The organism is Streptosporangium sp. CA-115845 (assembly GCF_050943795.1).
Taxonomy (GTDB): domain Bacteria; phylum Actinomycetota; class Actinomycetes; order Streptosporangiales; family Streptosporangiaceae; genus Streptosporangium.
This window is the reverse complement of record NZ_CP191988.1, coordinates 6,549,288-6,563,588: the sequence shown is the minus strand read 5'-3', so window position 1 is coordinate 6,563,588 and position 14,301 is coordinate 6,549,288. Positions and strand designations below refer to the sequence as shown.

The following is a 14,301-nucleotide window of genomic DNA, read 5'->3' as shown; positions in this document are numbered from 1 at the left end:
GGCAGGAGAGCCGTGGAATCAGGAAAGGGGAAGCGGATGGGATGCGTGCTTGTCACCGGGGCCTCGCGGGGGCTCGGTGCCGCCATCGCCGCGCGGCTCGCCGAGGACGGCTGGACCGTCGCCGTCAACTACGCCCACGACACCGCGGGTGCCACGGCCGTCGCCGAGCGTATCTCCGCGGCCGGGGGCCGGGCGTGCGTGGCCCGCTTCGACGTGACGGACGAGGAGTCGGTACGCCGGGGGATCGCGGAGGTGACCGAGCAGGCGGGGCCGGTCGAGGTCGTGGTCAACAACGCGACCGGCCCCCAGCCGCTGGTTCCCCTCGCCGAGCAGACCTGGGAGCATCACCTCGACCAGCTCCGGTTCTTCGTCAAGGCGCCGCTGCTGATCCTGCGGGCCGTGCTGCCCGCGATGCGCGAGGCCGGCTCGGGCCGGATCGTCAACGTGGGCAGCGAGGTCGTCGATCTGGGCAACGTGGAGATGGGGCACTATGTCGCGGCCAAGGCGGCGATGCACGGCCTGACCCGTTCCTGGGCCAACGAACTCGGGCGGTACGGCATCACCGTCAACACCGTCGAGCCCGGCTGGATACCGGTGGAGCGCCACGAGGGAATGGACGTCGAGGAGTACCGCGCGGGCCTGCCGCTGGGCCGGATGGGGGTGCCCGCCGAGGTGGCCGACGCGATCGCCTTCCTGGCCTCGCCCGGCGGCCGTTTCATCACCGGCCAGCGCCTGGCGGTCAACGGCGGCAACACCATGTCCTGAGACCCACGGGTCACCGCCGTCCCGTCCCCAGGTCACGTCGATCCCGCTTCCGGCCGGCACTCGTTCCCGGCCCGCGGTTCACGTGTCCCCCCGGCCGCCCCCGGCGCCCCCTGTCCGAGCCGTCGCGAGGGCGTCGGCCATCGGCCCGTGTCCTGACGAGTCGCCGGCCCGCCCGGCTCGGACAATGCCCGGCCAAATCTTGAGAGCGCTCTCAGAAGGGTGGAGTTTGGGCCGTCCGGCCAGGGGCGATGTGGCTGTATCGCGTTGTGAACGGCCTGGTGGGCGGGGTTTGCGAGCCGTAGGTCAGGTATCGAACAGGTGTTCAATCGAGAGAGCGCTCTCGCGAAACTATTGACTCGGCAGCGTCACAGCGTCAGGATCTGCGAAGTGCGGACTCGGGGGCCGCCACGACCGTCGCTGTGCCTGGAGAACGGACCTTCGATGATCAGACCCTTCGCCCGGCAGGGCGCCAACCGAAGCCGGCTCGCGGTGCTGGCGAGCCTCACAGTCCTGGCGGCCGGTGTCGCCGGGATCCCGAGCGCGGGCGCCGAGACCGCGACGGGCGGCCGGCAACCGGTGATCGGCAAACCGGCCCTGGACGCCCGCGGCTGCGCCCGCATCGAGAAGAAGCTGCCCACCCTCGCCGAGTGGCCCAAGGTCGACAGCGCCATCGGGCAGAACCGGTCGGACGAGAAGCGGGTGGCGAAGATCCTCGCGGGCATGACGCTCGCCGAGAAGGTCGGCCAGATGACCCAGCCGGAGATCACCGCGATCACTCCCGACGAGGTCAAGCAGTACTTCATCGGCTCGGTGCTCAACGGCGGCGGCGCGTGGCCCAACCGTGACAAGCACGCCGCGCCGAAGGCCTGGCTCGACCTCGCCGACGCCTACTGGAATGCCTCCGTCTCCACCCGGACGAAGATCCCCGTCATCTGGGGCATCGACGCCGTCCACGGAAACAACAACGTCTACGGCGCGACGGTCTTCCCGCACAACATCGGCCTGGGCGCCGCGCAGGACCCGTGCCTGGTGCGTGACATCGGGGCGGCGACCGCCAGGCAGATCCGCGCGACCGGCCAGGACTGGGCGTTCGCGCCCACCCTCGCCGTGCCCCTCGACGACCGGTGGGGCCGTACCTACGAGGGCTTCTCGGAGGACCCCCGGATCACCCGCGCGTACGGCTACGAGGCGGTCAAGGGACTGCAGGGCAGGCATCCGCGCGGTATCGGCTCCGACGGCGTCATCGCCACCGCGAAGCACTTCATCGGTGACGGCGGCACCGTCAAGGGTGTGGACCAGGGCGTCAACCCCTCGTCCGAGGCCGAGATGATCAACGTGCACGGCCAGGGCTACTACAGCGCGCTCGCGGCCGGCGCCCAGAGCGTGATGGCGTCGTTCAACAGCTGGACCAACGCCGACCTCGGTATCAACGAGGGCAAGCTGCACGGCAGCAAGCGAGCCCTCACCGACATCCTCAAGCAGAAGATCGGCTTCGACGGCATCGTCGTCTCCGACTGGAACGGCATCGGCCAGGTCGCCGGGTGCACCAACGCGAGCTGCCCGCAGGCGATCAACGCGGGCATCGACGTGGTCATGGTGCCCAACGACTGGAAGGCGTTCATCGCCAACACGATCGCCCAGGTCCAGAGCGGTGAGATCCCGATGGCGCGCATCGACGACGCGGTGACCCGCATCCTGCGCGTGAAGCTGCGCACCAACGTGCTCGACGGGCCGAAGCCCTCCAAGCGCGCCTTCGCCGGTTCCACCGACGCGCTGCAGGCGAGGAAGCTCGCCAGGGAGGCGGCGCGCAAGTCGCAGGTCCTGCTCAAGAACAACGGCAAGGTCCTGCCGCTGGCCGCGAACTCCAAGGTCCTCGTGGTCGGCAAGAGCGCCGACAGCCTGCAGAACCAGACCGGCGGCTGGACCCTCACCTGGCAGGGCACCGGTAACGTCAACGCCGACTTCCCAGTGGGCACGACGATCCTCGGCGGCCTGCGCGAGGCGCTCGGCGCGGCCAACGTCACCTTCAACGAGACCGGCGAGGGCGTCGATCCCTCAGCGTACGACGCGGTCATCGCGGTGATCGGCGAGACGCCGTATGCCGAGGGCGTCGGGGATCTCGCGCGGCGCTCGCTGGAGGCCGCCAAGATCTACCCCGCCGACCTCGCCGTGCTGGAGCGGGTCAGCGGCAAGGGTGCGCCCGTCGTCACCGTCTATGTCAGTGGCCGGCCGCTCTGGGTCAACAAGGAGCTCAACCGCTCCGACGCCTTCGTCGCCGCGTGGCTGCCGGGTACCGAGGGCGGCGGCGTCGCCGACGTGCTCGTCCGGGGCAGGTACCGCGACGGTTTCACCGGAAAGCTGCCCTACTCCTGGCCCAAGAGCGCCTGCCAGACGCCGCTCAACGCGGGCACCGAGGGCTACGACCCGCTCTTCCCGCTCGGCTACGGCCTGCGCGACGGCCAGACGGGGGCGGTCGGCACGCTCGACGAGACCGCGCCCGAGTTCGGCTGTGGCGGGCAGGGCGGCGGCGGTGAGGCGAGCGAGGATCTGGAGATCTTCAACCGGACCGACATCGCGCCCTACAAGAGCTTCATCGGTTCGGCGGAGAACTGGGGCGGCACCGAGATCGGTGCCGACGGCCAGGCGTCGCACGCCGAGATCTCCGTGGTGCAGTCAGACGTCAACGTGCAGCAGGACGGTCTGAAGGCGACCTGGAGCGGCACGGGCCCGGCCCAGATCTACCTGCAGGACCCGGCGGGCGGCTCCGATCTTCGGGGCTATCTCAACTCCGAGGCGGCTCTGGTCTTCGACACGATCGTCCACCAGGCCCCGGCCGCCAGGACCGTGCTCAGCGTGCACTGTGTCTATCCGTGCTTCTCCGAGGTGGTGGCGACCTCCCTCTTCCAGGGACTCCCGGCCGGGAGCAAGGCGACGGTCAAGATTCCCATCGCCTGCTTCGCCGCGGGGGGCCTCGACCTTGAGGTGGTCAACACCCCGTTCCTCGTCTACACCGACGGAGCCTTCTCCGCCTCGTTCGCCAACGTCCGCTGGGTGCCGAAGGCGGCCAACGACCCCGACGCCAAGAAGTGTGAGGACCTGACCTAAAGACCGGACAAGGTTGCCGGGCAGGCTATGAGCCCGGAAGTCACGATCAGCTGAGGCCGGAGGGGCGTCCCCCTCCGGCCTCTGTGCTTCCTGGAGAACACCAGGTGTGAGTACCGGAGGGCAGGGCGAGTCTCACGAATTGGGAACTACGCCGAACTGACAGGACGTTTCACCGCGTCTCGCACAATCGTGGTCCGCATCGTGGCATTGAGGTGACGGCGATCATTGTTCTACACCAGCACGATCGGCTCGCCGACCTGGCCCGACCTGGCCGCACCGCTGTCCGGTGGTCCACGGCTTGAGAACCGCGCCCGTCCTCTATCGCATGACGGAAGCCGAGGGTTCAATGATGTCTTGAATCCAACGGCGGCACTGTGTAACAAGTGAAGCCGGGTTCCCGGAAAGATTTGGTCAAGATTCCCAAGACGAATGAGTCGAGACAGGGGGGAGGCGCTTAAAAAACGGGCACAACCACCTCGTTAACCCGTAAAGCGGAGGTACAGCCCTGGTGAGAAGATCGAGGGCCGGGTTCGCCTTGGTTTCCATGGCGGTTGTTTCCGCCATGGCCGGCGGGCTCACGGGATGTGCACGTGCGGAGTTCACCTACGTCCGCCACGACGACGGGCAGACATACTTCAAGGTTCCGGCGGCCTGGCAGAAGGTCGACCAGACGGCGCTGGACAAGGCGACCATCGGAGCCGACCTCGAATCGGCCACCGCGCAACTGCGCAAACAGCTCATCTGGTCGACCGCCTACGACGCCCACAGCAAGCCGTCTCCAGATCACCTGCTCGGCTACGGCACCGAGGACGAACCATTCGTCTTCGCCCGGATCGCCAAGCTCCTCCCCGAGGAGCAGGACGCGCTCTCCCTGAACAGCATGCGCAACTCCGTCCTGCCCGTCACCGAGACGATGCGCAAGGAGTACGCGGAGATCCCCGGCTACCCGCTGAAGGACTTCGAGCTTCTCGCCGACGAGGTGCTCCAGCCCGGAGACGGCCTGCGCGGGGTGCACGTGCGGTTCAACTACGCGATCGAGGGCGCCGGGACGGAGACCTTCGACCTCACCTCCTATCTGGCCCCGGACGGCAAGCAGATCTCCACCCTGCTGATCCGCTGCTCGGCCGCCTGCTACCGGAAGCGCGCCGGGGAGTTCGACAGGATCGCGCAATCCTTCAAGGTCAAACGACTCACCGGGTGAGGAGAAGCCCGTACATGAAGTCACCTCCGCAGCCCCCCACCTTCGAAGGACTACGGGCCCCCGGCTCGGGTCCGACGGACCCGCATCCCGACAAGCGTAAGAAGATGCCGTTCTGGGATCGGATCAAATTCCTCCTCATCCTGACGATCATTTACTTCATCCTGGTATGGAGTGAGATGGCCTCATTCGAGGGCATCATGACGTTCCAGGATGCAATGATCACCACCGCTCTCGCGGCGCCGTGGATCTTCTGGTTCCTGGGCGCCGAGTTCCTGCGCCAGCTCCACTTCTTCGTCAGCGAGCGCTCCGCCGGATACAACCGATTCTGGACGCGCGGTGTGTTCGGCGGCTTCGAGCGCTGGACCCACCGCCGCTTCTCCGACTGGAATCGCTTCAGGATGGCACGTGCCATCAAGTGGCTGTTCTGGATCGCGGTGCTCGCACTCATCCTCGGCGAGGTGCTGGACACCTCTCCCGCGCTCGCGTTGTTCCAGGCGCCCGCGCTGCTCTGGCAGGCGCTGCCGTACATGGCGCAGCTCGCCTTCGCGTTCTTCTTCATCGCCTTCCAGTTCATCGGCCTGTTCTGGCTGCTGTCGCGGGGCGGCGTGGAGACCTACTTCCCCGACGACATCAAGACCCGCTTCACCGACGTCTGGGGCCAGGACCACGTCGTCGAGCGGGTCAAGGAGAACATCGTCTTCCTGGAGCGGCCGGACGCGATCGAGGAGCGCGGTGGCTACGTGCCCAGCGGCCTGCTGCTGTGGGGCCCGCCGGGCACCGGCAAGACCCTGATGGCCGAGGCCGTGGCCGGGGAGACCGGCAAGCCGTACGTGTTCGTCGACCCCGGCGCGTTCGTCAACATGTTCATGGGCATCGGCATCCTGAAGGTGAAGTCGCTGTTCAGGAAGCTTCGCAAGCTCTCGCTGCGGTACGGGGGCGTGATCGTCTTCTTCGACGAGGCCGACTCCCTCGGACGGCGTGGCTCGCTGGCGCAGCAGGGGCCCAGGGGCGGCCCCGGATTCTCCCCGCACGCCGCCGGGTGCCACGGATTCGGCTACCTCAGCGAGGACACCCGCTGCTTGCTGACCCGCAAGGGCGCGGCGGAGCAAAAGGAACCGGACACCGGCCGCAGCCGCTTCATGATGGGCGGCATGGGCGGCGGGGGCGGCGACCCGGGCACGCTGCAGGCGCTGCTCACCGAGCTGTCGGGCCTGAAGAAGCCCCGGGGCATCGTCAACCGGCATGTGCGAAGGCTCTTCGGCATGCGGCCCAAGCCGCCGCCGAAGTACCGGATCCTGGTCATGATGGCCACCAACATGCCCAACTCGCTGGACGAGGCGCTGCTGCGGCCGGGCCGCATCGACCGCATCTACAAGGTGGGCTACCCCTCGAAGGCGGGCCGGGTCCGTACCTACCGGGGCTACTTCGACAAGGTCGACCACGAGCTGACCGACGAGCAGCTGGACAAGCTGGCGACGATCACGCCCTACGCCACCGGTGCCACGATCAAGGACCTGGTGAACGAGTCGCTGATCACCGCGATCCGCGACGGCCGGGAGGTCATCACCTGGTCGGACGTGACCAGGGCCAAACGGCTCAAGCAACTCGGGCCGCCCGAGGACGTGGAGTACATCGAGCGCGAGCGGCACGCGGTCGCGGTGCACGAGGCCTGCCACGCCGTGGCGGCCTACCGCACCCGCTACCACCTCGAGATCGACATCGCCACGATAGAGAAGGGCGCCGACTATCTCGGCATGGTCGCGAGCATCAAGCCCGAGGACCAGTTCACCCGCTGGAAGTCCGAGCACGAGGCCGACATCATGGTCTCGCTCGCCTCCCTGGCGGGGGAGCGGATGTTCTTCGGCGAGGACAACTCCTCCGGCGTCTCGGGTGACCTGTTCTCCGCGACGTACCTCACCGCGCTGATGGAGGCGCACTGGGGCATGGGCCGCGGGGTGACCTCGGTGCCCGCGCTGCAGGAGCTGGAGATCATGGGCGGCAAGTCGATGCCCAAGCCCGGCGGCGGGGGGATCGGCTTCACCAAGGTGCCGGGCGGCGGGCAGCCGCTCGCCCCCGACGTGCTGGGCGAGCGCATCGAGTTCAACCTGGTGCGCCTGCTGGACCGGACCGAGGAACTGCTGCGGGAGCACCGGAGAGACGTCCTGTGCCTGGCCCACGCGCTGGAGACGCACAAGACGCTCAACGGTGACGACGTGGTCGCGATCCTGGAGCGGAGGCCGGGGCCGCTGGTCGACGGCTCGGTCTATCTCTCGGACGACTTCTACGCCGAGATCGAGGAGTATCACCTGGAGGCGGCGCGGGCGCATCGCGAGCACAGCCACGTGTCGCGCACCCTGCCCGTCCCGGCGGCCCTGCTCAGGCTCGAACCCGCCGTCGCGGTGGTGCAGGGAGCGGTCGTGCAGGGAGCGGTGGTGACGGGCAACGGCCGCGGCGCCACGATGTCGGCCGGGCCGGCCCCGGCGGTCGCGGCCGAGCCGGACTTCGTGCCGTGGGGTGACGGCGGTCCGGTGCCCCGGCTGTCACCGTCACCGCCCGTGCCGTTGCCGCAGCCTCCGCCGTCCGGCGTTCCCGCGCCGCGGGGCGGGCGGCTGAGGATGGTGCTCCTGGTCGTGGCCAGCCTGGTGGCGCTGGCGGCCTTCACCCTGCTGGGTGTGTACACGCTCAATGGCGGGAGTGTCGTGATGGGCGAGGCGGGCTCGCCGGAGTCCGGCACGCTCCCGGTGGTGCTCGTCGCCGTACTGGCCGCGATCGTGGGAGCGGGCATCGTCGCCGCGGTCACCCGGGGATCGCAGGCCGCCAGGGCCAGGGCCGAGGCCCAGCGTGACAGCGCCGTGGAACGGGCACAGTTGCTCGCCGCGGCGATGGACCCCGAGGTCGCCATGCGGGTCCTCGGCTACAAGGGCACCGATGAGCGGCCCCCGCGCTGACGGCTCCGAACACGCACAGCCCGCCGGGCCGAGGCCGCGGGCGGGCTGTGCGGCCGGGAGGTTCCGGGGGAGCCGGTGAGCCGGTTCCCCCGGAGGCCCGTCAGTCGAACTCGCCGTCCTTCACGCCGCCGACGAAGGCGTCCCACTCGCTCGGGGTGAACGCCAGAGCCGGGCCGCCCGGATCCTTGGAGTCGCGGACGAGGTAAAGCCGATCGGCGTCGGCCTTGTGTCGGGCGACGGCCGGATCACCGGGGACGACCGCCACCTCCACGCAGTCGCCTCCGTTGGTGCTGCGACCGCTCTTACGCCACTCGGCGTCGGACAGATCCATCGTGGACCCTCGCACTTTGTCTTCCTTCTACGGCTAGGGGGAGGAAAACCTTCTCGCCATCTGGGCGATGAAGGCCGCCGACTCCTCCTGGTCGAGTGCCATCTCGCAGAGGCTCTCGAACATGGAGGCGTATCGGCTGACCTGCTCCGGGTCGTCCGGCACGAGCCCGCTCGAGGCCTGCTCCAGATAGAGCAGGTCGGGAACCTCGGGCTCGGGGAAGCTGAGCAGGCAGAACTTGCCGTCCATCGCCGCATGCGCCCCCGCGGAGAACGGGGCGACCCGGATCTCCACGTTGGGCAGCGCGCCGAGGTGGACGAGATGTTCCAACTGCTCCGACATGACGTCGCGCCCGCCGATCTGACGCCGGATCACTGCTTCGTCGAGCACCGCGACGAGGTGGATCGGGTCACCGGGTCCGTGTAGCAACCGCTGGCGCGAGATGCGTACGGAGACCGTCTCCTCGACCTGGGAGGGGGTCTGGACAATGGAGGTCGCCTCGATCACCGCGCGTGCGTACGGTTCGGTCTGCATCAGGCCGGGAACGACGAGCGGCTCGTACGAGCGCACGAGCGACGCCTCCGCCTCCAGCCCGATGTAGGAGTCGAAGCCCGGTTTGAGGGCTTGGCGGTGGGGGTGCCACCAGCCTCGCCGCCGGGCCTCCACGGCCATCTGGATCAGGGAGTCACGTGCCTCCCCGGTCACGCCGTACACATCGGTGAGGGCCGACACGTCCGAGGGGCGGGGACGGGTCAGGCCCGTCTCGTATCTCCAGACGGTGGTGTCGGTGGAGCCGATCCGCTCGGCCACCTCCACCCGTGTCAGCCCGCTGTCCTTTCGCAGACGGTTCAGTTCAGCCATCAGGCGGCGATGACGGGCCGTGGGGCTGCGTCGAGAAGCCACGCATCTACCTCCCTCCGTCCTTTGATAGCAAATCTGTGGAATCTCAACATGAGGTATTGCAGTCCTTGATAGAACAGTTCACCGTGAGTGAGTGTGCCATCTCAGACGGCGATGTGCATGGAATCAACAACCCTCTCCTAATCAGGAGGGGGCTTGAGGCGCGGTGATGCGCTTCGAAGCCCCGCGTTGACCAGCCCTGGCCATCACGAACTGGAGGTGTGATCCAGATGGCTACGTTGAACACAAGAGCGCAGACCGACCTTGGGGTGCTTCCTCAGCTCCAAGCTCTCGAATCCGTGGGAGCAGACACGCCCGAGGGTGGGCACGAAACGGCTCACGGACACCGCCCGGCGGCGGTATCTGGTGTTCGACCTGGGCGAGGGGAGATCGAGCGGACCGGCACCCGGTCCGCTCGGCGTCACCCCGAGGGCGCTTCGGTGTCCGAGGGAGCGAACCGTGAGGTTCACCCGGCCGTGTTCGTCCTGGACGCCCGCGGCCACCCGCTCGACCCCTGCCACCCCGCCCGCGCCCGCCGTCTGCTGGCGGCCGGGCGGGCGGTGGTTCACCGCCACACCCCGTTCGTCATTCGTCTCAAAGATCGCGATGCGGCGACCTCGGCCATCGAAGGCGTGCGGGTCGGCATCGACCCTGGCAGCAAGCACACCGGCCTGCCCGTGTCCACCGCCTCCGGTGGCCGAACGAAATGGAACCGTTCCCGTACCGGCGCCGCCAAGTCGCACACGTTGGACGCGCTGCACGTCGGCCACCTGGGAGGCGTCACCGCCTGGCCCTCGGCGGTCCTGGTGGTCAAGGCGACCGGGCGCGGCAGCTACGCCCGCACCCGCACCGACCGCTACGGCTTTCCCCGGCTGCGGCTACCCCGGACCAAGCGGGTCAAGGGGTTCGCCACCGGCGATCTGGTCCGCGCCGTCGTACCGAGCGGCAAGAAGGCCGGGGTCCACCTCGGCCGCGTCGCGATCCGCAGCACCGGCAGTTTCAACATCACCACCCGGCACGGCCTCGTGCAGAGCATTGGCCACCGCCACGTCCGCCTGCTCCAGCGAGCCGATGGCTACGGCTACACCACCCACCCGGAAACGCGGCACCGTGCCGCGTTTTCTTCCCCGCCTGAAGGCGGGGGTCTCCACGCTGGAGGTATCTGATGACGACCGGACGGCAGGCCGTCTCACCTCGATCCACGGTGACCCTCAAGGGGGTTCCGGAGTCGGTGTCGATGGCGCGAAGCCGGGTCAGGGAGCTGCTGGGTGAGGGACACCCCGCGTCCGACGACGTCATTCTCCTGGTGAGCGAGGTGGTGACCAACTCCGTGCTCCATTCGGGTTCCGGAGGGGGCGGGGAGGTCGCGATGACCGTGGCGGTGGGATCGGCCGCGGTGCTGGTCGAGGTCTGTGACGCCGGGTCCGGCGCGTCGATGCCGCACGTGCGCAACGACCCCGAGGCGGAGGGCGGGCGAGGCATGTTCCTGGTGGACCTGCTCGCCGACAACTGGGGCATCCAGGACGACGCTCCCGAGGGCGCCAGGACGCTCTGGTTCGAGGTCGTCTTCTGATCTCGGGACGAAGGGTGTGCGGCTCCTAAAATTTGGGCCTTTGCTAATCAACCTCCCTGCCTGACTCTCGGTGGAGGCACGCGACAAATCCCTAGAGTGCGTGCCTGAGGAGGACGCAGGTGAGACGCCGTCTGATCGTGGTGTTCGCCGCTTTGGCGCTGTTATGTCTTGGTGTGAATGGGGTGGGCGCCTCGGCCGAGCCACAACCGAACAGCCAGTACAAGGTCCAGGGGCCGAGCACCTCCCAGCAGCGAAGCGCGATCGCGGCCACCGGTGCCGCGATCGATCAGGTCGATGCCGACTCGGTCGTGGTCACCGCCAGCGAGGCCGAGGTCGCCGAGATCAGGAAACTCGGCCACACCGTCACGAGGATTCCCAGGTCCTTATCCCCGACCGGGGCCGAACAGCGCCTGGACTTCCCCTCGGCCGACTCCGGCTACCACAACTACGCCGAGATGACCGCCGCGGTGAACCAGATCGTCGCCGACCACCCGACGATCGCCCGCAAGATCAGCTATGGCACCTCGTACGAGGGACGCGACCTGATCGCCGTCAAGATCAGCGACAACGTCAACACGGACGAGAACGAGCCCGAGGTGCTGTTCACGCACCATCAGCACGCTCGCGAGCACATGACCGTCGAGATGGCGCTCTACCTGCTCAACCTGTTCACCGACGGCTACGGCACCGACAGCCGCATCGCCGACCTGGTCAACACCCGCGAGATCTGGATCATGCCGGACCTCAACCCCGACGGTGGCGAGTACGACATCGCCACCGGCTCCTACCGCTCCTGGCGCAAGAACCGGCAGCCCAACTCCGGCTCGTCGTACGTGGGCACCGACCTCAACCGCAACTGGGGCCACCAGTGGGGCTGCTGCGGCGGCTCCTCCGGCTCCACCTCCAGCGACACCTACCGGGGTTCCGCGGCCGAGTCGGCTCCCGAGGTCAGGGCGGTGGCCAACTGGGTGCGCAGCCGGGTCGTCGGCGGCGTGCAGCAGATCAAGTCGCACATCGACTGGCACACCTACGGCGAGCTGATCCTGTGGCCGTACGGCTACACCTACAACGACACCGGCCCCGGCCTGACCCAGGACGACCGCGACGCCCACGCGACCCTGGGCCAGAACATGGCCGCCACCAACAACTACACCCCCCAGCAGGCCAGTGACCTCTACATCACCGACGGTTCGATCGACGACTGGATGTGGGGCGTCTACAAGATCTTCAGCTACACCTTCGAGATGTACCCGACCGGCTCCTCGCCGGGCTTCTACCCCCCCGACGAGCAGATCGTCCCGCAGACCACCCGCAACCGCGAAGCCGTGCTCCGCTTCCTGGAGTACTCCGACTGCGTCTACCGCATCGTCGGCAAGGAGACGCAGTACTGCGGCACCGGCGTCCCGCCGGTGACCGTCTACTCCGACGAGTTCGAGACGGCGGCCGGCTGGACGACCAACCCCTCGGGCACCGACACCGCCACCTTGGGCCAGTGGGAGCGCGGCGTCCCGCAGGCCACCACCTCCAGCGGCGCCAAGCAGCTCGGCACCACGGTCAGCGGCACCAACGACCTGGTCACCGGCAGGCTCGCGGGCACCGCGGCGGGCGACCACGACATCGACGGAGGAGTCACCAGCATTCAGTCACCGGCCATCACCCTGCCGTCGACCGGGACGCTGAACCTGTCGCTGTCGTGGTATCTGGCGCACGGTTCCAACTCCTCCACCGCCGACTTCCTGCGGGTGAAGGTCGTCGGCTCCACCACCACCCAGGTGTTCCAGCAGCTCGGCGCGGCCGCCAACCGCAACGGCGCCTGGGCGGTCGCCACGGCCAACCTCTCCGCCTTCGCGGGCCAGACGGTCCGCATCCTGGTCGAGGCCGCCGACGCCTCGGGTGCCTCCCTGGTGGAGGCCGGCATCGACAACGTCAAGATCACTCAGCAACCCTGACCTCCCTCGGGGCGCCTTCGCGAAAGGGCGCCCCGAGCCCTTCACCGGCAGGCTCGATGCCGGTCAGGCGCGGCAGATCAACTCGCCGTGGAGCAGCGACAGCCAGCCGTCCCGCTCCGCCGCCCAGGCGCGCCAGCCCTCCGAGAGGCGGCGCAGGTCCTCCTCGGTGCTGCCCGAGGCGAGGGCCTGGCGGGCCATGTCGGACTTCAGGATCCGCTCGGCCCACATGCCACCCCACCAGACACGGTCCTCGGGTGTGGCGAAGCACCAGGTCGAGGAGGTGGCCGAGACGTCGGTGAACCCCGCCGCGTGCGCCCAGGAAAGCAGCCGCCGCCCCGCGTCGGGCTCGCCGCCGTTGGCCCTCGCCAATCTCAGGTAGAGGTCCAGCCACTCGTCCAGTTCGGGCATCTCGGGAAACCAGGTGAACGCGGTGTAGTCACTGTCGCGTACCGCGACGATCCCGCCCGGCCTGCAGACCCGCCGCATCTCGCGCAGCGCCAGCACGGGATCGCCGACGTGCTGGAGCACCTGGTGGGCGTGGACGACGTCGAAGGTGTCGTCGGGAAAGCACAGCTCGTGCACGTCCGCCACGGAGAACTCGACGCCGGAGCGCCCGCGCCGCTCCACCTCCGCGCGGGCCAGTCCGAGCGCCTCCTCGCTGGTCTCGGCCGCGGTGACCGTGCCGGGCGCGACACGCTCCGCCAGGTCGGCGGTGATGGTGCCGGGCCCGCAGCCCACGTCCAGCAGCGTCATGCCCGCTCTCAGGTACGGCAGGAGATGGGCCGCCGAGTTCTCCGCGGTGCGCCACCGGTGGGACCTGAGCACCGACTCGTGGTGTCCGTGCGTGTAGACGGCGCCCTTGCCTGTCATGGGAGACCCCTCCTTCTGTCCGCCGATCCCGACCGTAGCAGGAATCTCATATTTCAAGAAGAATCATCTCATTATGTGGTCTCATTGTGTGGTCGTAACGGATTGCGCACCTTTTCATCGCTTGCTGTAACGAGGGAGGGCGCCCACACTCAGATGGGATGTTCGCTGACACAATGGGGGTGATCCTCGTGCACGAGGAGTTCAGCGCTCACGAGACCTGGCCACTGGGGTGCACGCGCTGCGGGCACCTCTGGCAGGAGGAGTACCTCGTCCGCCACCTGACCGACGGACACGGACACGACGTCGTGCTCTGGCTGAGGTCGGGCGTCATGGTCCAGCCACCCTGGTCGGGGCTGAGCTGTCCCGCCTGCGGCTGTGACGGTGTCCGCGTCCTCCCGGCGGGTGCGCATCTCCGGGAGGGCACCCCGCCCCCTGCCGTTTCCACCCCCGGCTCCGTCCCGGCTCTGGACCCCGGTCTGACGACGATCCCCGCGGTGGGAGCCGGTGCCTCGCCCGCCAAGCCCCGGCCGCGCCGCCGCGTGTCGCAGCCGGTCCTGCTGTGCTCCCTCATCGCGATCGCGTTCCTGCTCTTCACCAGCTTCGAGCTCTTCGAACACGTGCTGCCCCGCCACTGAACCCGCCGCCACGGACCGCCGGACCCC

General features: G+C 68.6%; 11 protein-coding genes. 8 read left to right on the top strand and 3 right to left on the bottom strand.

The annotated features are described in order from the left end of the window. The first annotated feature begins 12 nt into the window (after window positions 1-12). The 4 genes from ACQP0P_RS31615 (at window position 13) to ACQP0P_RS31600 (ending at window position 8,019) form a co-directional block, all read left to right on the top strand. Complete coding sequence (locus ACQP0P_RS31615; RefSeq protein WP_433361594.1) at window positions 13-765, top strand: SDR family oxidoreductase; 753 nt, start codon at window positions 13-15, stop codon at window positions 763-765. 441 nt (window positions 766-1,206) lie between these two features. Next, complete coding sequence (locus tag ACQP0P_RS31610) at window positions 1,207-3,870, top strand: glycoside hydrolase family 3 N-terminal domain-containing protein (RefSeq protein WP_433361591.1); 2,664 nt, start codon at window positions 1,207-1,209, stop codon at window positions 3,868-3,870. A gap of 544 nt (window positions 3,871-4,414) precedes the next feature. Next, entirely contained in the window at window positions 4,415-5,071 is a 657-nt protein-coding gene (locus ACQP0P_RS31605) for a hypothetical protein (RefSeq protein ID WP_433361588.1), read from the top strand. A gap of 14 nt (window positions 5,072-5,085) precedes the next feature. Next, window positions 5,086-8,019 carry an AAA family ATPase gene (locus ACQP0P_RS31600; protein ID WP_433361585.1) on the top strand — a complete coding sequence of 978 codons (2,934 nt, stop codon included), beginning with the start codon at window positions 5,086-5,088 and terminating at the stop codon, window positions 8,017-8,019. Between the two features lie 100 nt (window positions 8,020-8,119). Here the strand turns inward: ACQP0P_RS31600 and ACQP0P_RS31595 are convergent, their stop codons facing one another. Both ACQP0P_RS31595 and ACQP0P_RS31590 read right to left on the bottom strand, forming a co-directional pair. After that, window positions 8,120-8,350 carry a DUF397 domain-containing protein gene (locus tag ACQP0P_RS31595; RefSeq protein ID WP_433382206.1) on the bottom strand — a complete coding sequence of 77 codons (231 nt, stop codon included), beginning with the start codon at window positions 8,348-8,350 and terminating at the stop codon, window positions 8,120-8,122. A 33-nt stretch (window positions 8,351-8,383) separates the two neighbouring features. Continuing rightward, on the bottom strand, window positions 8,384-9,208 hold the full coding sequence (locus tag ACQP0P_RS31590; RefSeq protein WP_433361582.1) for a helix-turn-helix domain-containing protein: 825 nt from the start codon (window positions 9,206-9,208) through the stop codon (window positions 8,384-8,386). 479 nt (window positions 9,209-9,687) lie between these two features. Here ACQP0P_RS31590 and ACQP0P_RS31585 point away from each other — a divergent pair, with 479 nt between their 5' ends. The 3 genes from ACQP0P_RS31585 (at window position 9,688) to ACQP0P_RS31575 (ending at window position 12,769) form a co-directional block, all read left to right on the top strand. After that, window positions 9,688-10,413, top strand: a complete 726-nt coding sequence (locus ACQP0P_RS31585; RefSeq protein ID WP_433361579.1) for an RRXRR domain-containing protein — start codon at window positions 9,688-9,690, stop codon at window positions 10,411-10,413. Continuing rightward, window positions 10,413-10,820, top strand: coding sequence for an ATP-binding protein (locus ACQP0P_RS31580; RefSeq protein ID WP_326641744.1), 408 nt, complete (start codon window positions 10,413-10,415; stop codon window positions 10,818-10,820). Before ACQP0P_RS31585 ends, ACQP0P_RS31580 begins: the two co-directional genes overlap by 1 nt. A gap of 119 nt (window positions 10,821-10,939) precedes the next feature. After that, complete coding sequence (locus ACQP0P_RS31575) at window positions 10,940-12,769, top strand: M14 family zinc carboxypeptidase (protein WP_433361575.1); 1,830 nt, start codon at window positions 10,940-10,942, stop codon at window positions 12,767-12,769. Between the two features lie 63 nt (window positions 12,770-12,832). Here the strand turns inward: ACQP0P_RS31575 and ACQP0P_RS31570 are convergent, their stop codons facing one another. Beyond that, window positions 12,833-13,639 (bottom strand): class I SAM-dependent methyltransferase, encoded by an 807-nt coding sequence (locus ACQP0P_RS31570; protein ID WP_433361572.1) that lies wholly within the window; start codon window positions 13,637-13,639, stop codon window positions 12,833-12,835. Window positions 13,640-13,797: 158 nt separating this feature from the next. Between ACQP0P_RS31570 and ACQP0P_RS31565 the strand changes: the two genes are divergently transcribed. Further along, window positions 13,798-14,274, top strand: coding sequence for a hypothetical protein (locus tag ACQP0P_RS31565; RefSeq protein ID WP_433361569.1), 477 nt, complete (start codon window positions 13,798-13,800; stop codon window positions 14,272-14,274). Window positions 14,275-14,301 lie beyond the last annotated feature (27 nt).

Bases quoted from the DNA above. Each gene is read 5' to 3' on its own strand.
- ACQP0P_RS31565 (WP_433361569.1), top strand. From the start codon at position 13,798: ATGTTCGCTGACACAATGGGGGTGATCCTCGTGCACGAGGAGTTCAGC.
- ACQP0P_RS31580 (WP_326641744.1), top strand. From the start codon at position 10,413: ATGACGACCGGACGGCAGGCCGTCTCACCTCGATCCACGGTGACCCTC.
- ACQP0P_RS31610 (WP_433361591.1), top strand. From the start codon at position 1,207: ATGATCAGACCCTTCGCCCGGCAGGGCGCCAACCGAAGCCGGCTCGCG.
- ACQP0P_RS31590 (WP_433361582.1), bottom strand. From the start codon at position 9,208: ATGGCTGAACTGAACCGTCTGCGAAAGGACAGCGGGCTGACACGGGTG.
- ACQP0P_RS31570 (WP_433361572.1), bottom strand. From the start codon at position 13,639: ATGACAGGCAAGGGCGCCGTCTACACGCACGGACACCACGAGTCGGTG.
- ACQP0P_RS31605 (WP_433361588.1), top strand. From the start codon at position 4,415: ATGGCGGTTGTTTCCGCCATGGCCGGCGGGCTCACGGGATGTGCACGT.
- ACQP0P_RS31600 (WP_433361585.1), top strand. From the start codon at position 5,086: ATGAAGTCACCTCCGCAGCCCCCCACCTTCGAAGGACTACGGGCCCCC.
- ACQP0P_RS31595 (WP_433382206.1), bottom strand. From the start codon at position 8,350: ATGGATCTGTCCGACGCCGAGTGGCGTAAGAGCGGTCGCAGCACCAAC.